The organism is Spiroplasma sp. AdecLV25b, from assembly GCF_030913225.1.
Lineage (GTDB): Bacteria > Bacillota_I > Bacilli_A > Mycoplasmatales > VBWQ01 > Spiroplasma_E.
This window is the reverse complement of record NZ_JAQYTS010000026.1, coordinates 1-20134: the sequence shown is the minus strand read 5'-3', so window position 1 is coordinate 20134 and position 20134 is coordinate 1. Positions and strand designations below refer to the sequence as shown.

The window sequence follows — 20134 nt, the reverse complement described above, 5'->3', positions numbered from 1 at the left end:
AAATTTGCAAATCTTACAATTACAAAAAAAGACGATACTTATTTCTCGTCTTTTGTGAATTTTGCTATAGATTGTAATGAGGGTTAGAAAGGAATCTATTGCCAGCAATGATGTAGTTATCGACATCTTCGCCACGCTCCCGAATTTTTTTCTTTAAATCAAGCAGAAAGTATTATGAATAAAATTCCGTTTGCTTCATTTGTTACTTTATTGGGAAAAGACAAGGTCGGACCATGAGCTTACAATGACAATTTACCAGCATTAGAAATGCACCGTGATTGACCATTAACAACGCAAATTCGCCACTATGTTGCTTTATGTTTAGATATGATTATTGTTGCTAATCAGTTTTTAACTGAAGATGATTTAGTTCAAATGAACAATATTGATTATGAAACCCTATCTTTAAATATTCAGTTAAGTAAAAATGTTACTAACAATGAAAAAACTATTATTTTTGATGACAATATTCATAGTGTTTGTCCTGATTTAGCCCAAGATTTAATTCGTAGTTCTATGCCTCGTATTACGTATAAAGATTTATCAATTCCCAATCAAAGAACTAATGAGTGATTGGAAATTGGTGATGTAGTAATCCTTAATATTGTTGCGCAAAACTATCGTGGTGAACTTCATATTATTACTAATAAAATTAAAAATGATGGCATTCGTAATGTTGTAGGAAAATTAGCCCCCGAAGATTTAAATTTCATTCCTTACTTAGTTTCCAATCGTCCCTTTAAATTTATTGGAGGTAATAATCACGAAAAAATATAGTTTCCCTGACAAATTTTTATGAGATAGTGCCTTTTCTGGTCCTCAAACTGAAGGTGCTTTTGCCATTGATGGCAAAGCCCCAACCAAACCTTCTGAGACCACTGCTTTAAAATTGAAAAAAATCGTTTTTTTTGAAGGAATGAATGTCAAGAATGACCTTTATCATAAATAACCTGAAGACATCAAAATTGCCAAAAACTTAATTTTAATTAATGATAACTTTAAAATTGTGTTGAAGCTATTAGTTCTACTACAGGTTTCAACAAAGTCATTGAACAATATGTTAAATCTAACCCCAGCAGCTATTTAGCACAACTTAATAATATTGATGAAATTTCTACTATGGAATTAAAACAATTATTAGAACATGAGAAAACTAGTCCTCAATTTCACGAAGCTGCTAGCATTATTATTCACACTCTTGAGGCACTAACTAACTCCCCATATGTCAACTATGATTTATGCCTTAAATCCACAAGTTATTATCCTAGCAGGTGATTTAACTCTATTAGGACCAGAATTCTTGACTTTCCTTAAAGCCCAAGTCAAGTTTTTAATAAAATTTCTGCTAAATTATATTATGAAACGGAAATTATTTTTGGCAAAAATCAAGAAAAAGCAGGCTTCATTGACATTATTCATTACACAATGCAAACCATGAAAAAAGAAGAATCGTAAAATATGGAATATTTTGCCGAAAATGAATTAACAGTTATTAATAGAATTACAAGCTAAAAAACAAAGTTTAAGTAAAAATAAATACACTTCACGAATTAGTGAATCACAACGCATTTTTACTATTATTAGTAAAAACAAAAAATTAAAAATCAATGTGATTGCCAGTGCCAACACAATTTTTAATTTATGTTTACAATCAATCCATAAAGATTTAACTATTGGGTAATTGCAAAATCGCAAAATTATTAAAGTTAATAATCAAAATAAAATTGATTACTTATGAGTTAGTGAATACATTGAAAATCAAAAACCAATTCTCATGTTTAATAAAATATGATAAAATATCTTTGAAATATCAAAAAAACAATTATTAGTAAATATAAAAATTTCAAATGCTAATGTTGACTAATAATTATTGATAATATTAGGCAAATGATACTAATGGTGTACTTTATTTTTTTATTTTTAAAAATAAAACCTCATTATTCGTTGAAAGTTATTGCTAATTTTATGATTTACTAATATAATTGTTAAGTAAAACGAAAATATAGGAGCTGACATGAATGCAATCAGTGAAACAATCACCACAAGCAGATAACAATGAAAATGAAGAGCGAACAATTGGTGAGCAAGACTTTCAAAAAGCGTTAAAAAACTTCAGTAAAAAAGCGCAAGAAACAAAAAGAGCGCAAAAAAGACACGACCATTATCTTTCTTCACGTGATAAAACTCGTGAAAAACGTGCAACTGCCGCTAAGAAAAAGAAAATTCGTAAATAGTAAAAAAGGAAATTTTGGTAATCATCGTCAATTAATCATTGGCGGTGATTTTTTTATGAAGTATCCTTTTATTCAACAAGAAACAAATAATGATTGTGGATTAGCATGTTTAGCAATGCTTTATCGTTATTTTTTTAAACGTAAAATTTTAATTAATGATTTAAAACAAAATGTAAATTTAACTTCTCTTGGAATTAGCATTTTTGATTTAAAAGCTTTAGCATTAAAATACAATTTAAAACTTGAAGCTTATAAAATTAATTTTAGTGATTTACAAGAATTAATTATTACCACTCCGATAATTATGCAAGTTTATTCAATTAATGTTGGTTTTCATTTTGTTGTTGTTTATAAAAAACATAAAAATCAATTACTAATTGCCAATCCTGCTGATTTTGAGTTGATATGAACTAAGATTAGTGATTATGAAAAAACGTTTAGCAATATTGTTATTACTAGCAAGAAAACAAATACCGAGCAACCTATTAATAAATCAATAGCAATTAAACAATCATTACTATTGCCTAGATACTTAGTTTTGCATTTACTGTGATTATCAGTAACTGTTTACTAGTAACTTCCTTTTTTATGGCACAAGTCTTTTATAAAAACTTTATTAATCAAATTATCGTTAATAATAGTCTTGCATTAGCAGTGACGTTATTACTAGTATTCTTTGCTGTTAATATGTTTAAAATTATGATGGAATATATTTTAAATAAAATTTATCAGAAGTTTACAAGGGCTTTTACAATTCATTTAACTAATAATCTTCATCAGCAGTGTTTTAAAAATACGCCATTACAAATGGCAAATTATAGTAGTAGCCAATTGTGTCAAATGTATCAAGATATTGATAATATTAGCATTATGTTTTGTCATAATACATTAGAAATTATTGTTAATGCTATGACATTTTTCTTAGTAACCATTGTTTTATTAAAAATTAATTTTATGATTTTTCTTGTAAATTTAAGTAATGGTATTATTACATTATTAATTGATATTATGGTTATGTTATGAAAAAAACCAATGGTTAAACACGCATTAACAACCAAATTAACATTGCAACAGCAAATTATTTTAACTAAAAGTGGATTTGAAGATGCTTATTTTCGCCAATTGCACCCTTACATGAAATCTATGTTAGAAACCAAATTTAATGAATATTTGCAAAATGATTGAAAACTAAACAGTTTAAAAATTTTTAACAATACAGTTATTAGCATTATTAAAAATATTATTAATTTCATTACTATTTATTTATCTGTTATCTTAATTTTTGATAATAAAATTAATTTATCACAACTAATTTTCATTACTTCTATTAATGTTTATTTAGTTAATTTCTTTACTAATCTTGGTAGCATTTTCATATTTTGACCAGATTTTACTAACTCTCAACAACGGATTAACACTTTTTTTAATTTGAATCAAAAAATAGATAGTAACAATAAAATAACAACTTTACCACCGATTACCAAAATCAATATCACAAATTGTTATTTTAAATTGGATAACAAAACTTTGTTTACTAACATTAATTTAACATTACAAAACACTAATATGATAGTAGGAACATCAGGAATTGGTAAAACTTCATTACTAATGCTAATTGCGCACAAATATATTCCTACAAGTGGAAGTATTAATATTAATGATACTATTGATTTACAAGCTATTAATCGTCACACATGACTAAAAAGATGTATTTATTTATCTTCTAATCCTTATATTTATCATGGTAGTGTTTTGGAAAATATTTTATCATTTTTCGCTACTAACGAAAAATTATCTTTGTGACAACAACTAGGGATTGATAATATTTTACAAGCTATAGGTCTAACATCATTTTCTATGTGTCATGATTATGGTTCTAATCTCAGTCAAGGTCAAAAACAAATCATTGTCTTTTGTAGTTTATTTTTTAGTAATTGTCAAGTGCTATTATTAGACGAAATCTTAAGCAATGTTAATAATGAAATAAAAGTTGCTTTAATAACATTATTAGTAGCAACCTTACCCCATACTATTATTATTTATGCTGGTCATGATTTAACATTAAAACCATTATTTACTAATATTATTAATTTACAAGAACTGATTGCAGAAGGGAGAAAATAATATGAAATGAAATACCCATTATCAAGTTATTGCCATGACCATTATGATTACAAGTTTATTTATAAGTTTACTTTTAATGTTAAGCATTATTACAAAACCACAAGTTATAGCTACTAGTAGTCAAATCATTTTTATTAATGACAGTAAATATGAGCAACAAGGACAATTTGCTTATGTTGTTAATTTTAAGAAAACGAATTTTACACAAATGCACACTAATAAAATTACTATTTTTTTAGTTTCTAACAACAATTACCTTACAATTAACTTTCCACAATGAATTAATAATGAACAATTTTTGGTTACTAAAAACATGAATGATAATACATATGCTAACCAACCAGTCCTAATAATGACCCAAAATGAAAGTTTATTTACATTTATTTGAAATAATTTTACAACATAAATGTAAATATTGATATAATTTAAATAAAAAGAAACTAGGAAGAAAAATGGTCACTAAAAATTTAAATATAGTAAATGTTTACAATGAACATTGTTATGATATTAACACCTTTAATGTTTTTTCGCAAAAAATTTTGCAAACGCTTGCTAGTAAATTAAATGCCAAGAAGCCATGGATGATTGCTGTTATTTTTAGTGATGAAACCACAAGTCAGCAATTGAATATTGATTATCGTCAAAAAGATTATGTACCTGATGTCCTATCATTTGGCAATGAAGATGACAACTTCCCCACAGAAGATAATGAAATTAGAGATTTAGGTGATGTGTATATATGCTATGCCAAGGCTGTTAATCAAGCCCAAACTTATGTTCATAGTTTAATAAGAGAACTATGTTTCTTATTCCTTCATGGACTACTTCATACTTTAGGATATGATCATCAAACTGTTGAAGAAGAAACCATTATGTTTGGTTTACAAGATGAAATTTTAAATCAACTTAATATTACTAGAAACTAAGGAGTTGTCTTATATGAAACAAACAGTAGATTTACAAGCATTATTAAAAAAAGCTAAGTTATTACAAACCTATGCCTATGCACCATATTCTTTATTTAGAGTCTCTGCCATTGTTACATTAAAAAATGGTAACCACATTACTGGTGTTAATGTTGAAAATGCTGCTTACTCGGCTGGTATTTGTGCTGAAAGAAATGCTTTAGCCCAAGTCTTTGCGCAAGGATATCAAAAAAATGATATTAGTTATTTATTTTTAATAACTGATAGTAAAATAATTGGCTCGCCTTGTGGTGTTTGCCGTCAATTCATGATTGAAACTATGCCTAGTGAAGCAATTATTTATATTAGTAATAAAAATGATAACAATGACATTAAATCTATTATTAGTATTGTTGTTAAAGACCTATTACCGATGGCCTTTAAACCCAATGCATTGAAAGGAAATTAATTTATGAGTGAATATTTTAAGTCAGGATTCGTTAGTTTTGTCGGAAGAAGCAACGTTGGTAAATCAACCTTACTAAATACTATCTTAAAAGAAAAAGTAGCCATTGTTTCTAATAAACCACAAACAACAAGAAACCAAATCAAAGGCATTTACAATAGTGAAGATATGCAAATTATTTTCTTTGATACACCAGGAATTCACAAACAACATAATCAATTAGGTCGTATGATGAATCGAACAGCCAATCGTGCCACGAAAGAAACTAATATTATTTGTTTACTAGCACCTTGCGACGAATATATTGGTGGCAGTGATCAACATATTATTAAATTACTATCGGAACGCGTTGATACTATCATCTTTCTCTTACTAACAAAAGTTGATCTTGTTAATAAAGAGCAGTTAATGCAAAAAATTAATGAATGAAAAGATTTACTACCATTTCAAGAAATTATTCCCATTTCTTCAACTAAAGATGTTAATCTTGATATTCTTTTTAAAAAAATCCATCAATATTTACCAGTTGGTAATAGAAATTACTTAGTAGAAAATGTTGATGATGTTTCTGATAGTACTTTAATAAAAGAAATTATTCGAGAAAAAATTTTAAATTTAACTGAAGAAGAAATTCCTTATAGTGTTGCTGTTTTGATTGAAAATATTAATTATAAAGCCAAAACTAATATTACTGAAATTAATGCTGTAATTGTTGTAGAACGTGATTCACAAAAAGGAATTATTATTGGTAAAGGAGGTTCTATGATTAAAGAAATTGGGATGTTAGCAAGAATGGAATTAGAAAGTATTTTTGACTCACACATTATTTTAAAAACTTTTGTCAAAGTAATACCAGATTGACGTAATAATCCACGAAAACTAAAAGATTTAGGCTATAGTTAAAAATGTTTAATATTACCACAGGAGTGATTTTAAAAATTGATGCTTATTTTCCAAATCGTAATATTACAATTTTAACAGACAATAGCGGTATTAAAGTTGTATCATTATCCAATCTCCAACAATATTTCCATAATTATTACATCTTAGATGTGTGAACGTTTATTGTCAGTAATAATAAAAATGAAGTTTGGATTCCCTATGAACAACTATCAAGTTTTAAGCAATTATTAAAAAATCGTGACATTTTAAAACTTATTTATTATTTTAATAAAATTGTTATTAATTCCGAAACAAAATATCATAATAATACTACCTTAAACTTTTTATTAAATTGTTATCAAGAATTAATTTCAAATAGTAGTAATTTAGAAAAAATATATGCTTTCCTTTTGTTTCATACCTTATCATTACAAGGTATTCAATTTAATTTTAAAACTGTATTAATTGTGGTGCTAACAGTAGTATTATTGATTTTAATTCACAATTAGGTGGTATTATTTGTTACAATTGTTTTGGGCCATCACTAGTAATAACTAATAACTTACCATTATTTAATACACTTATGAAGTTAAATAATATTAATAATTGAAAAATTACTCAGAAAGAACTTAAGTATATTATTAATATTTTAGAATTCCATTGTCAAACATACAGTGGTATTCCTATTATTAGGATTAATAAACACTTATAAACGGTTGACAAAACCAAAATAAGTCAATATTATTAAAATAATTATTTTAAAATACAATTACTACTTTAATTTTTAATATAGAAAAATTAACATGTTATTTTATATATTTCTTTATAAAATAACATGTATCATTATTTTATAAAGAAATATATAAGATAATAAAAGGAGGAAAATATGGCTAGTAATGATAGTTTATTTAAAGAAATAATTATCCATTTAAAAGAAAAAGGTTTTATTTTTCAAGGCTCAGAAATTTATTCTGGACTTGCTAACACTTGAGATTATGGACCACTTGGGGTCAAACTTAAAAATAATATTAAACAACAATGATGAAATTTTTTTGTTGAAAAAAACCAATACAATGTAGGATTAGACAGCTCTATTTTAATGAATTCTAAAGTCTGAACTGCTTCTGGTCACCTTAGTAATTTTAGTGATCCATTAATTGATTGTAAATCTTGTAAAGCACGTTTTCGTGCTGATAATCTAATTAATGTTAAGCGCCCTGACATTATCTTTGATGGTTGAAGCAGTGAAAAATTAGAAAAGTTTATTGTTGATAATCATATTAAATGCTTAAAATGTAATCAAGAAGATTGAACATCAATTCGTCAGTTCCAATTAATGTTTGAAACTCATCAAGGTGTAATCAAAGATGAACATAATAAAATTTACTTACGTCCTGAAACAGCACAAGGTATTTTTATTAATTTTAATAATGTGAGAAAAAGCGTTAACCAAAAGATTCCCTTTGGCATTGGTCAAATTGGTAAAAGTTTTCGCAATGAAATTACTCCCAGTAATTTTATTTTCCGTACTAGAGAATTTGAACAAATGGAATTAGAGTTTTTCTTTATTCCACAAAACCAAAATGATAACACATGATTTGATTATTGAGTTAATCAATGTAAAATATTCCTAGCAAGTGTTGGATTATCAAATTCTAAAAATCTTAGTTTTAAACAGCATGAACCCAATCAATTAGCGCATTATGCACTGGCAACTACTGATATTGAGTATAATTTTCCCTTTGGCATGAGTGAATTATGTGGTATTTGCAACCGTGGTAACTATGATTTAACAAAACATAGCGAAAGTTCTGGTGTTAAAATGGAAGTTCAAGACCCTAATGTTGCTACTAAAAAAATGGTAATTCCATCAGTTATTGAACCATCAATGGGTGTCGAACGACTTTTATTAGCTTTAATCTGTGAAGCTTACACTAAAGAAGTTTTAACTGACGGTCGGCAAAGAATAGTGTTAAAATTAGATAAAAACATTGTTCCATTTCAAGTTGCAATTATGCCTTCTAATAAAAATAAATTTGGTGCGCTTGCTACTAAAATCTTTGATGATTTAAAGTACACTCAATTAAAAGTAATATATGAAACTGCTGCTAATGTTGGAAAATCTTATCGTTATCAAGATGGTATTGGCACTATGTATTGTGTGACAGTTGACTATGCAACTGAAGAACAAGGTACTGTAACTGTTCGTGACCGCAATACTACTCAACAAGAAATAGTACCTTTAAGTAGTCTTAAAAAATATTTATATAACAAATTAGATATTATTTGTTAAAGTTGTGTGAAATATGGATTTAGAGTTTAATAAAAAAGTTAGTGAAATTAAAGCAAAAATTAGTATTGTTAAAGTAATCAGCAAATATTTAAATTTGATTCAAAAAGGCAATAATTTTTGAACTATCTGTCCATTTCACGAAGACTCAGCACCATCACTATCAATTTCAGAATCCAAACAAATTTATAAATGTTTTGCTTGTGGTGAACAAGGTAATGTTTTTATATTCTTACAAAAATTTAAAAACATTAGTTTTATTAATGCCTTAAAAGAAGCAGCAGAAAGTGCTAGTATTAATTTAAAAGAGTATGATATTAATCTTAATGATAATATTATCGAACCAAAAACTAATCCATTAATAACCATCAATAACACAGCCATGCAGTTTTTTAGTTATCAATTGCTAACTGATTCAGGAAAAAAAGCCATGAACTATTTAGAATTTCGTAATATTAATTCTGATGCTATTAAAAATTTTAATTTAGGTTATGCTCCTAGTAATAATGAATTACGAGATTACTTGCGTGCCCAAGGTTATAAAGACAGTAACATAATTAACTTAGGTTTAGCAAAAATTAACAATAATGACCAAGTTATTGATAGTTTTTTCAATCGTATTATTTTTGCTATCAAAGATAATAATGGTAATTGTGTTGGATTTTCAGCTCGTAGTTACCTTGAAGATGATAAAAGTGCTAAGTATATTAATAGCCCCCAATCACAAATCTTTAAAAAAGGTAATATTCTTTATAATTTTGAACAAGTCAAACTACATTTAAAAAAAGATGATACCATTTATTTAACAGAAGGTTTTATGGACACTATTGCTCTAAGCACAATTAATATTAAAACTAGTGTGGCATTAATGGGAACTAACTTAACACAAGAACATATTATACTTTTAAAAAAAGCCACTAATAATATTATTATTTTTTTAGATGGTGATATTCCAGGTAAACTAGCTTGCTTAAAAATTGCCACTGTTCTCTTGTCACAAAATTTCAAAGTTCAAATTATTAATAATAATACTAAATATGACCCTGATGAATTAATTAATAAACATCCTAACCAATTTAAAAATATCATTGCTAGTACTATTCATCCCTTTGAATTTGCTATTAACTTAGGTTTAACCCAAAATGACATTAAAAAAGATAGTTATCAACTTAATGCCTTTCTTAAATCACTATTACCAATATGGGAAACAATGACCGACATTGTAACTAAAAGATTTTATTTAAATCACTTAGTAACCATTACCAATTTAACAATTAATGATTTAACACAAATTTTGTTACTAGAAAAACCACTACATAAAGAAACGATAATTTCGAAACCAGTTATTAGTAATTATCAAAAACCACAAACTAGATTAGTAACTAAAAATAAAATTATTGAAGCCCAAAAGCAGCTTATATTTCTAGTATTAATGTCACGTGATGTTTATGTAATTTTAGAAAAGGAAAAATTTATTTTTCCACATCAAGATTATATGACCTTATATTTCTTAATTAGTCAAATTTATCAAAATGAAACTATCAAATATATTGACTTCAGAACTATTATCAATGAACTTCAAACAAATTTATTATTAGATACTTTACAAACCATTATTAATCAATACAAAGATAAAGAATTTGATTTAAAACCACGAATTATTATTGATTATTTAAAAATTATTAATAATGAATTAATTGAATATGAGATAAGAGGTATTAATGAGCAATTAAAAAACGAAACCAATCTTACTACTCAAATTCAACTTTTAAAACAAATATCACTTTTAAAAACAAAAATTAAACAATAAGTAAACTAAACTACAATAAGGATAAGGTGTAAACATGGCTAAAGAAAACCCAACTGCTAAACTAAAAAAACTACTAACGTTAGAAGAAGTAGAACGTAATCTAATTGTTAAATTGGAAAACAATAAAGATATCAAACAAGAAGAAGTTATTAAAGCCTTTAGTCATTTAAAATTAGATGATGATACAATTGAAGAAATCTTTGATCGTTTACAAAAAGAAGGCGCTATTTTTACCGACATCTTAATAGATGATGAAGACGAAGATGATATTAGTCTTTTAGATCTTGATGAATACCAAGTTTCTGTTGATTTAGATATCGATATTCTAGCTAGCGATTTAAGTTTTAAAAATACAATGGGTATTTCTAATGACACACGAAGAAAAGATGGAATTAAATCATATTTTAATATTTTAGGAACTAGTCAAATTTTAAGCCAAGAAGAAGAAATTAAATATGCCAAAATGTTAGAATCAAAAGATGATGAAGAATGTACATATGGCCGTGAACAATTAATTAAATCAAATTTAAAATTAGTAGTATCTGTTGCACGTAAACACTTAAATCGTGGTTTAGATTTTGCCGACTTAATTGAAGAAGGAAATATTGGTTTAATTAAAGCCGTTGATAAATTTGATTATCGTCGTGGTTACAAGTTCTCAACTTATGCTACTTGATGAATTAGACAATCAATTACTAGAAGTTTAGCAGATCAAGGAAAAATGGTTCGTATTCCTGTGCACATGGTAGAACGAATTAATAAACTAACAAGAATTGAAAGAAACTTAACTCAAGAATTAGGTCGTGATCCAACCCATGAAGAAATTGCATTAAAGATGGGTCAAAACATGACAGCAGACCGTGTACGAGAAATTAAAAAATTAGCTATTGAACCAGTTTCATTAGAAAAACCCATTGGTGAAGAAGATGACACTCACTTTGGTGATTTTATTAAAGATAAAAACATGTTATCACCTGATGAATATGCCGAAAGACATTGATTACGTGAGCAATTAGATCGTGTCTTTGCCGAAGTTTTAACTAAACGTGAAGAAAAAGTTATTAGAATGCGTTTTGGAATTTTACCAACAAAACTAAGAAGACTATTAGAACTATGTGAAGATGACACTGAAATCAATGAACTAAAAATGGTTGTTAACACCTTACAATTACATTATGATACCAGTTTAGACAAAACAGAATTATTACGTGATAAAGTAGTACATAAACACATTAATAAATATGATTCACCTAAAACCTTAGAAGAAGTAGGAAAAGAATTTACAGTTACTAGAGAAAGAATTAGACAAATCGAAGCTAAAGCGATTAGAAAACTAAAACGTCCATCAAAATCTAAACATATTAAAGAATTTTATAAAGGATAAATTATTAACATGTTACCCATCAAAACAATCATTACTGTCATTGAGGATAAGTTTCCACTTGCCAATGCTTGTTTATGAGATTTTACAGGATGACAAATTAAAGGAAAAATTACTATTAATAAAATTTTAGTATGTTTAGATATTACTAATATTGTTTTAGACCAAGCACTTGCTGCTGATATTGAGTTAATAATTTGTCATCATCCACTTGTTTTTGCTAGCGATATTAATCATCCTACTATTTCGCCATGAAAAAAGAAATTATATCAAAAAATTAAAAATAATGATATAAACGTTTATACTCTTCATACTAATTTTGAAAAAGATGACAAAGGTATGAATGTCTTAATGGCGCAGGATTTAAATTTAGAAAACATTAATTTCTTAGGTCAAGAAAAATTAGCAGTTGTTGGTAATTTAAATCAGGCACTATCAGTTTCTACGATTATCAAAAATGTTAAGAATTATTTTAAGATTGAATATTTGCAATTAATTGGTAATCAACACCAAATTATTAGAAATGTTGCATTGTTCTGGTGGTGCTGGCGGTGATGCCATTACTATCTTGCCTAATAATGTTCAGTTATTTATTACTGGAGAAATGAAATGACATCATATCATTGAAGCTCAAGATTGTGGAATTAACGTACTTTTAGTTGGTCATTATATGGAACAAAAATTTGTTGATTTTATTTATGATTTTTTAAATCAAACATTTAATGGTCAATTAGAAGTAATTAAGTATAAACACCAACAACCACTCACAATAATATAGACTACAATTTGGGAATTGTAGTCTATTCATTTTTTTAATTTTAAAAAATTAAAAAAGGAAATATTTATAACAATATTTAATTATTAGCAGGAGGTTGATAAAAATGGAATTAACAAATTTAATGCCAATGACAGATGAAGAATGTCAAAATGAAAATGGTGGGTTCTTACAATTACTTTTTGGAGGATTGCTAGCAATGTTTGCTGTTCCTGTCGTGAAAAGTTTATGAAATAGTGTTAGTGGTAGTATTAAATTACCAGGTGGCATTGAAAGTAAATGAGATAGTACTAAAGATGATAGTAAAGAAATGAAAGCATTTAAGGATGATTTTGATAAGTTTACTAAACAATTTGGTCATTTAATCCCACCATTTTATGAGTTTTAGAACAATTGATAAAAATAAAAAGCCATTAAATATGGCTTTGAATATTTGACAGATAATGAATTATTAGCTATTATTTTACGAACAGGAACTAGAGAAAAAAATGTTTTACTATTAGCCCAAGAAATTATTAATCATTTTGGTGGTATTGAAAATTTAAGTAAAGTGACATTTAAATCACTATTAACAATCAAGGGGATTGGTACTAGTAAATCATTAGAAATTTTAAGTTGTTTGGAACTTGCCAAGCGTATCAAAACCATTCAAAATCAGAAAAAGTATAGTAAAATTATTTGACCAGAAGATGTTTTTAATCTAGTACATGCTTATTTTCAAAATTTAATACAAGAACATTTTTATTTATTATTGTTAAATAACCAAAATAAATTAATTCATCAAAATCTTTTATATAAAGGTACTAACGATACACTAAAAATTGATGCTAAAGATATGCTACATTTAGCACTTATTCATAAATCTAACAAAGTAATTTGTATTCATAACCATCCAAGTGGTGATAGTGAACCTTCGCTTTCAGATTTACATATTACCGAGGAAATAAAAAGTAATTTTAAAATATTAAATATTACTCTACTAGATCATATTATTATTGGACGTGAAAACTATTATAGTATTAACTTAAATAAAAAATATTATAAAATTAAATAAAAAAAATATTTAATAACTTAGTACTAAAAAATATAGTAAAATGATTGTGGTTTAAATGTGTAAAGGAAATATTTAAATTAGAATTCGAACTAAATATTAATCTTAGTTTATTAATTTATATATTCAAGAAAGGAGAAACACTATGACAACAATCAAACCTAGCAACGAATCATTTACAGCAAAACCATCACTTTTAGGGAAAATTATAATATATTTATCTTTTATTTTAATTATCCCTATTATTATATTTATTGTTTCTCGTAATAACTTTTTACGATTACAACAATCAATTGAGGAAACAGCTTCTGATATTGATGTACAACTAAAACGACGTTTTGACTTGTTAACAAAATTATTGGATGCTACTAAAGGGTACATGAAATTTGAAAAAGAAACATTATCACAAATTGTTGCTTTAAGAAATGGAAAAATGGAAACAATGCAAGATTTTTCTAAAGTTGACAGTGGACTTAATTCTGCCTTTGGTAAGTTTAATGCACTATTAGAAAACTATCCTGATTTAAAAGCTAATACAACGGTTTTACAATTACAGTCAGGAGCAAAAGATTGTGAAGACAATATTGCTGCTGCAAGAAGGTTTTACAATGCTAATATTAAAGTATTTAATAGTAAAATTAAAACATTTCCTAGTAATGTTATAGCTGAATCATTACATTTAATTTCAAAAGACTATTTTGCTGCTACTGAAAACGATCGTCAAGATGTTAAAATTGATCTAGCATTAAATTAATAATTAAAACATTTTCAGTAAAAGACTAAAATTAGTCTTTCAGTTTATTCAAAGGAAAAATATTGGAAACAATCATTGATTTGATTGCACTTATTACTTAATTATGCAATAATAGTATATTGTGTATAACTTAAATTAATAATTATTATTCCAGGAGGTGCCTAATGCGTGATGGCCTAACTTTAAGATGTGACATATGTAAAGAAGAAAACTACATTGCAGATCGTAATAAAAAAACTCAAACTGAAAAATTAGAAACTAAAAAATATTGTTCACGTTGTAATCAACATACATTACACAAAGAAAAGAAATAAGTAAAACTTTATTTCTTTTCTTTAAGTTAGAGTACAATATATGTATAATAAATAAACTAAATTTATAAAAAGGAATGAATTAAAGATGAATAGTTCTAGTAAACATGAAACCATAAAAAAAATTTTAAGTGAGCAAAAAATTGATGCTATGCTATTCTATGCTCCAGAAAATCGCTTTTGATATAGTGACTTTATTTCTACTCTGGGTTACTTATTAATTGACAAAACAAACGCTACGTTACTACTTGATGGTCGCTATATTACTGAAAGTAAACTAAAAGCCAAAAATGTTAATTGTCAAGATTTCACTAACCCTTTTGTTAGTTTAACTACCATTTCTAGTGAACAAAAAATTAAAACGATTGGTTTTGAAGCTGAATACATTACGTATGCTCAATTAGAATCATGAGAAAAAGCCATGCCTAATATTACTTTTAAACCTGTATATGTTCATGATTTACGTGCTATTAAAGATGAAGCAGAAGTTAAAAGAATTGCTAAAGCATGTGCTATTGGTGATTTAGCTTTTAATGAAGTCTTAAGTTTTATTAAACCTGGTGTTAGTGAGAAAGACGTTGAAGATGTTATTTTACGTACCTTTACTAAATATGGTGCAACTAAAGCATCATTTGACACTATTGTTGCTTCAGGTGTTCGTGGATCAATGCCCCATGGTAAAGCAAGTGATAAACTTATTGCTAATAACGAACTAGTTACTTGTGATTTTGGTTGTGTTTATGAAGGATTTTGTTCAGATATGACTAGAACCTTTGCTATTGGAAATATAGTTCCTAAATTAAATGAAATTCATGAAATTGTAAAAGCTGCACAAATGGCAGGTATTAAAGCTGTTAAGCCAGGCATTGCTATTGGGGCAATTGATAAAATTTGTCGTGATTATATTAATGAAAAAGGTTACGGTCAATACTTTACCCATGGAACAGGTCATGGATTAGGAATTGAAATTCATGAAGCACCATGAGTAATTAAAGATGAACCTACTATCTTAGTTCCAGGTATGGTTATTACTGTCGAACCTGGTATTTATATTCCTAATCTTGGTGGTGTAAGAATTGAAGATGATATTCTTGTTACTAAAGATGGATACGAAATCCTAGCAAAATCACTACGAGAAATAAATGTTTGAAAGGAAAATAAATAATCATGATTAACGTTAATGACTTTCGTCCTGGTACAACATTTCTGCATAATAATAAAAATGATATTCTAACAGTTATTGAATCAGCGCACTCAAAAAGTGGTCGTGGTCAAGCTCATGTCAAAGTAAAAGCTAAAAATTTAAGAACAGGTGCTATTACTAGTATTACTTTTACTGGCGGTGATACTGTTTATCCTGCTGTTATTGATAAACGCCCAGCTATTTATAGTTATGATGATGGTGACTATTCAATTTTTATGGATAATTCTGATTATAATGAAATCAGAGTTAATAAATCAAGATTACAATGAGAAAAAAACTTTTTAATACCAGGCAATGAAATAAAATTACGAGTTTATCAACAAACAGAAATTCTTGGTGTTGACTTACCAGCATCAATTGAAGTAGAGGTTACTGATGCTCCTCCAGGTGTCAAAGGTAATAGTGCAACTAATACTACGAAAACAATTACTATTGAAACGGGTTGACAATTACAAGCCCCCATGTTTATTAATAATGGTGATAGAATTATAATAGGTACTGATGACGGTAAGTACAAATCTCGTGCTTAAAAGATTGGAGAAGGAAATGGATATTCTTATTGAGGAAAACAAACGTGGAACTTTAAAATTAACTTCATTAGTTGTTAAAAAATTAATTTATATATTATTAACTAGTGATAACTACCAAGTTGAATTCGCTGATATTGATGCTTCAATTTTAGAAGATAATTCAATTATTGCTGAAATCAAATTAGCAGTTGCTTGTGATACTGATTTATTAAGTTTAAAAAGTAAGCTTAATAAAATGATTTTAAAACGTGTTAACTCAGTATTAAATTTAGTATTATTAAATACCCATTTGGTATTTATTACCAATAACAAGGAAGAAGTAAAAAAATAATGTCAGAATATAAAAACCTAACCCAGCATGAAAAACGGATTGGTCTTATGAAAGCACTTTATCTATATTTTCTTGATGGTCAATCAGAAAAAGAATTTGAACAATACATTTTTGAAGAAGAAGGTATTAGTTTAATTACCGAACAATGTAATATCTTAAAAGGTATTATTAAAAATGAATATGATTTAATTGATATTATAAATTTACATTTAAAAGTTAATTGACATTTTGAAAGTTTAAAAGCTATTGAAAAAGCAATTTTAATTTTAGCTACTTACGAAATTATTCATACTAACATTGATAAAAAAATTGCTATTAATGAAGCAATTAGTATTACTAAAGCTTACTGTCCTAATGATGCTTATAAATACATTAATGGTGTTTTAGATAAAATTAATAAGTAGTGCACTATTTATAAATCCTCTATCAATGATATAATATTAGTATAATAATAACTTTAATTATAAATTTTGGATTGGAAAAACAATATGGTTCCTGAATATTGGTTAATTAATCATTTGTTGCTTTTAAAAAGTAACTATTTTTTTAAACGTGAAATTAAGAAAATATTAGCAACTTTGCCGGGTAACTCTTTTCGAACAGCTTATCATTTGGTTTTTAATAGTAACAAAAACTTAATGTTCATGAAAATTATTAGCGTTTATTTAGAATTAAATAAAATTAATTACAAAGAAAATATACAACTTGTTGCTAATTTTATTTTAACTATTACAGCTTTAAGTCCCGTTTTTTTACGTCAAACAAAGTATTTAGGAAATTATGAACATGTAAAAACTACCTTGTTACATATAGGTTCACAAGATATTATTAATCAGTGGTATAATGAAACTACAAAAAATGATTTATTACCTGATTTTTTTAACAATAAACCATTACCTACTGACAAAGTTGATCATTTGCTAGCAATTAAAAAATTAATGCATATTAGTGGTCAAATATTTGTTCATCTTAATAACAAGCCAAAAAATGTTTCTTATAATTATGATTTTGGTAAATTTTTAATATTATTTTATCTTTTAGATTTAGAAACTAGAAAAACTTTAGTAAACCGCGATATTACTAGTTTTAATTTAAAAAGTGTTATTCCATATCAACAATTATTTACTACTAAATTATTAATTTTAGACAGTTTAATTAATAGTGCTATGTCTTTAGAACCAACACATTTTAACTTGTATATTAGAATTATGAATTATACTTTACTAGGAAAATATGAATAATTATTTAACCCATGGTTAATATGCTTATTGTAAGATATATTTTTATTTGTTATTATTTAGTATGAAAATACAATTTTTCTTTAGATACATTTTTATATGCCAAATCTTGTTTATAAAGTTAAAATAGATATGAAGGGCATGAAACTAAATTATTCTAATCAATGATATGGTTCAAAACCTGATAAATTAAATGGAACAGGTTTAACAATTAAAACTGCTGATACTCATAATTCTATTAATAATAAATAGTTTGTCTTTTTCAAATAATTAGTGCAACAAACCACAATTAAATTAAAAAACATATCTTAATACAATACAATTATTTTATAAATCAAAATAATTTGAATCTTCAAATTTCCCATATTTTAAAACAAACTATAACGAAAATTGGTTCTATTTAGAATTATTAAATAACGTTACTGCTTGGGGATATCTTTCGTATAAATTAATAAAATAAAAAGACTGAATAATTAAAAGGAGTAACTATGAATAATTATCAATTGCAAGTTATTAGTTATGCTAGCAAGACACTAACCATGAATAAGGATATTATTATTGCCTTACCACCTAATTTTGAAGAAACTAAAAGTTATGTCACTTATTTAGTATTTGATGGTAAAGATTTATTATTAAATAACCATAATATCCTAACTAACAACAATAGCAATTGTGTGTATATTGGTATTAGCAGCACTAATAATATGACAAGATTTAATGATTTAGCAATGTATACTAATAGTGAAGTAAAAACATTAATGACAAAATATTTTCCCATCCTTACTAGTAGTAATATTAATAGTTTAGGTGGTAATGGTGAAAACTATTTAGCATTCATTGAAAATGAAGTTTTACCTTTCGTTACTAATAAATTTAAACTAAAAATAATTTCATTAAATGCTCTTGGTTGCTCAATGGGTGCCTACTTTTGCTTACAAATGTTGTATTGTTCATCATTAACTTTTAATACTATGATTTTATTATCACCTGCGATTTGATTTAATGAACAAATTTTTAATGATTTAGCAATTAAAGCTCTAAATAAAAATCAACCCCTAACCATTAAGTTATGAGTTGGTAAAAAAGAACCCAAGTTCTTTGAAGGTAAAATCAGTACTAATTATGAAAGTAATACTATCTGTTTAGAACAACTACTAATATCGCATAAAATTATCACTACTATAATGATTGACAATAATGGTAGTCATGGCTTTAAATGATGAATTAATTACCTAAATAATAATCCCTTAATCTTTGTTTAACAAGATTAAGGTTTTTCATTTTTTTTAATAATATTAATAATTTTTAAAATCAAAATTATACTTGCTAAAACCGCTACAATACTATTAGTAACAATAATAGCTGGTTGATTTGAAAGTATGGCAAATGTAATTCATACTGTTGCTGATAGTTCAAAAATAATATACATATATAACGATAATGATTGTGTGTCACGCGTTCTAATAATTTTATAACTCTGTGGTATTAAAACAATACTAGTTAGTACTGCCCCCATCCATGATAGGATGGTAATTGTTGTTTCCGTTTTTTACCTCCTGTTTTTAATATTAATATAATTAATTATCTCTTATTTTCCAATTTTTCATACAATAAACTTGTTAATTTCTTAATTAACAAGCGATATTTAATAAAAAAACATTAATTTTAGTTATAATTACTTTATACTATAAAACTTATATTTTACTTTTAGGTTAAGTCCCGAATCTTGTGTAAATTTATTTTTACAGAGCAATATTTCTCATATCAAATAAATTTAGTTTAATTTATTATACCATACTTAAAAGTTGGTAGGTTAATCTTATCTAAAATTAATTTTAAAATTCTTAT

General features: G+C 26.3%; 24 protein-coding genes and 2 pseudogenes. 25 read left to right on the top strand and 1 reads right to left on the bottom strand.

The genetic code is table 4. The features are described 5' to 3' along the window. Window positions 1–174: 174 nt before the first annotated feature. From RDJ14_RS02635 to RDJ14_RS02515, 25 genes and pseudogenes are all read left to right on the top strand, one after another. On the top strand, window positions 175–777 hold the full coding sequence (locus RDJ14_RS02635; RefSeq protein WP_374047461.1) for a phospho-sugar glycosidase domain-containing protein: 603 nt from the start codon (window positions 175–177) through the stop codon (window positions 775–777). Beyond that, a pseudogene (locus RDJ14_RS05220) lies at window positions 761–909 on the top strand (family 1 glycosylhydrolase); the annotation flags it as partial. The gene RDJ14_RS02635 and the pseudogene RDJ14_RS05220, both read left to right, overlap by 17 nt. Before the next feature lie 1109 nt (window positions 910–2018). Continuing rightward, on the top strand, window positions 2019–2234 hold the full coding sequence (locus tag RDJ14_RS02630) for a hypothetical protein (protein ID WP_308149821.1): 216 nt from the start codon (window positions 2019–2021) through the stop codon (window positions 2232–2234). Continuing rightward, on the top strand, window positions 2197–2808 hold the full coding sequence (locus tag RDJ14_RS02625) for a cysteine peptidase family C39 domain-containing protein (protein ID WP_308149820.1): 612 nt from the start codon (window positions 2197–2199) through the stop codon (window positions 2806–2808). Before RDJ14_RS02630 ends, RDJ14_RS02625 begins: the two co-directional genes overlap by 38 nt. A 14-nt stretch (window positions 2809–2822) precedes the next feature. Beyond that, complete coding sequence (locus tag RDJ14_RS02620) at window positions 2823–4358, top strand: ATP-binding cassette domain-containing protein (RefSeq protein WP_308149819.1); 1536 nt, start codon at window positions 2823–2825, stop codon at window positions 4356–4358. 1 nt (window position 4359) lies between these two features. Beyond that, the gene (locus RDJ14_RS02615) at window positions 4360–4764 is read left to right on the top strand and encodes a hypothetical protein (RefSeq protein ID WP_308149818.1); all 405 of its coding nucleotides are present in this window, start codon (window positions 4360–4362) and stop codon (window positions 4762–4764) included. 46 nt (window positions 4765–4810) lie between these two features. Next, window positions 4811–5284, top strand: coding sequence for an rRNA maturation RNase YbeY (ybeY, locus tag RDJ14_RS02610; RefSeq protein WP_308149817.1), 474 nt, complete (start codon window positions 4811–4813; stop codon window positions 5282–5284). 13 nt (window positions 5285–5297) lie between these two features. Further along, window positions 5298–5732, top strand: a complete 435-nt coding sequence (gene cdd, locus RDJ14_RS02605) for a cytidine deaminase (protein WP_308149816.1) — start codon at window positions 5298–5300, stop codon at window positions 5730–5732. A 3-nt stretch (window positions 5733–5735) separates the two neighbouring features. Then, window positions 5736–6632, top strand: coding sequence for a GTPase Era (era, locus tag RDJ14_RS02600; RefSeq protein ID WP_308149815.1), 897 nt, complete (start codon window positions 5736–5738; stop codon window positions 6630–6632). A gap of 2 nt (window positions 6633–6634) precedes the next feature. Then, a complete protein-coding gene (locus tag RDJ14_RS02595) occupies window positions 6635–7120 on the top strand; it encodes a hypothetical protein (RefSeq protein ID WP_308149814.1) in 486 nt (161 codons plus the stop codon). A 377-nt stretch (window positions 7121–7497) separates the two neighbouring features. Continuing rightward, window positions 7498–8904, top strand: coding sequence for a glycine--tRNA ligase (locus RDJ14_RS02590; RefSeq protein WP_308149813.1), 1407 nt, complete (start codon window positions 7498–7500; stop codon window positions 8902–8904). A gap of 13 nt (window positions 8905–8917) precedes the next feature. After that, window positions 8918–10711, top strand: a complete 1794-nt coding sequence (gene dnaG, locus RDJ14_RS02585) for a DNA primase (protein ID WP_308149812.1) — start codon at window positions 8918–8920, stop codon at window positions 10709–10711. Between the two features lie 34 nt (window positions 10712–10745). Further along, window positions 10746–12095 (top strand): sigma-70 family RNA polymerase sigma factor, encoded by a 1350-nt coding sequence (locus RDJ14_RS02580; protein ID WP_308149811.1) that lies wholly within the window; start codon window positions 10746–10748, stop codon window positions 12093–12095. A gap of 9 nt (window positions 12096–12104) precedes the next feature. Beyond that, window positions 12105–12870, top strand: a pseudogene (locus RDJ14_RS02575) (Nif3-like dinuclear metal center hexameric protein). A 103-nt stretch (window positions 12871–12973) separates the two neighbouring features. Next, window positions 12974–13255: a hypothetical protein gene (locus RDJ14_RS02565; protein WP_308149808.1), complete on the top strand. Its 282-nt coding sequence runs from the start codon at window positions 12974–12976 to the stop codon at window positions 13253–13255. A gap of 24 nt (window positions 13256–13279) precedes the next feature. Continuing rightward, window positions 13280–13921 (top strand): DNA repair protein RadC, encoded by a 642-nt coding sequence (radC, locus tag RDJ14_RS02560; RefSeq protein ID WP_308149823.1) that lies wholly within the window; start codon window positions 13280–13282, stop codon window positions 13919–13921. A gap of 142 nt (window positions 13922–14063) precedes the next feature. Further along, complete coding sequence (locus tag RDJ14_RS02555) at window positions 14064–14672, top strand: LemA family protein (protein ID WP_308149807.1); 609 nt, start codon at window positions 14064–14066, stop codon at window positions 14670–14672. A gap of 164 nt (window positions 14673–14836) precedes the next feature. Continuing rightward, window positions 14837–14986, top strand: coding sequence for a 50S ribosomal protein L33 (gene rpmG, locus RDJ14_RS02550; protein WP_308149806.1), 150 nt, complete (start codon window positions 14837–14839; stop codon window positions 14984–14986). An 85-nt stretch (window positions 14987–15071) separates the two neighbouring features. Beyond that, complete coding sequence (locus RDJ14_RS02545) at window positions 15072–16148, top strand: aminopeptidase P family protein (protein WP_308149805.1); 1077 nt, start codon at window positions 15072–15074, stop codon at window positions 16146–16148. Window positions 16149–16150: 2 nt separating this feature from the next. After that, window positions 16151–16717 (top strand): elongation factor P, encoded by a 567-nt coding sequence (gene efp / locus RDJ14_RS02540; protein WP_308149804.1) that lies wholly within the window; start codon window positions 16151–16153, stop codon window positions 16715–16717. Window positions 16718–16733: 16 nt separating this feature from the next. Beyond that, the gene (locus RDJ14_RS02535) at window positions 16734–17048 is read left to right on the top strand and encodes a hypothetical protein (RefSeq protein WP_308149803.1); all 315 of its coding nucleotides are present in this window, start codon (window positions 16734–16736) and stop codon (window positions 17046–17048) included. Then, entirely contained in the window at window positions 17048–17452 is a 405-nt protein-coding gene (nusB, locus tag RDJ14_RS02530; protein WP_308149802.1) for a transcription antitermination factor NusB, read from the top strand. The genes RDJ14_RS02535 and nusB overlap by 1 nt, the downstream gene beginning before the upstream one ends. Before the next feature lie 84 nt (window positions 17453–17536). Beyond that, window positions 17537–18289 carry a hypothetical protein gene (locus RDJ14_RS02525; RefSeq protein ID WP_308149801.1) on the top strand — a complete coding sequence of 251 codons (753 nt, stop codon included), beginning with the start codon at window positions 17537–17539 and terminating at the stop codon, window positions 18287–18289. A 96-nt stretch (window positions 18290–18385) separates the two neighbouring features. Further along, entirely contained in the window at window positions 18386–18538 is a 153-nt protein-coding gene (locus RDJ14_RS02520) for a hypothetical protein (protein WP_308149800.1), read from the top strand. 236 nt (window positions 18539–18774) lie between these two features. Further along, window positions 18775–19548, top strand: coding sequence for an alpha/beta hydrolase-fold protein (locus RDJ14_RS02515; protein ID WP_308149799.1), 774 nt, complete (start codon window positions 18775–18777; stop codon window positions 19546–19548). Window positions 19549–19553: 5 nt separating this feature from the next. Here the strand turns inward: RDJ14_RS02515 and RDJ14_RS02510 are convergent, their stop codons facing one another. Continuing rightward, on the bottom strand, window positions 19554–19814 hold the full coding sequence (locus tag RDJ14_RS02510) for a SemiSWEET family transporter (protein WP_308149822.1): 261 nt from the start codon (window positions 19812–19814) through the stop codon (window positions 19554–19556). Window positions 19815–20134: the final 320 nt, after the last annotated feature.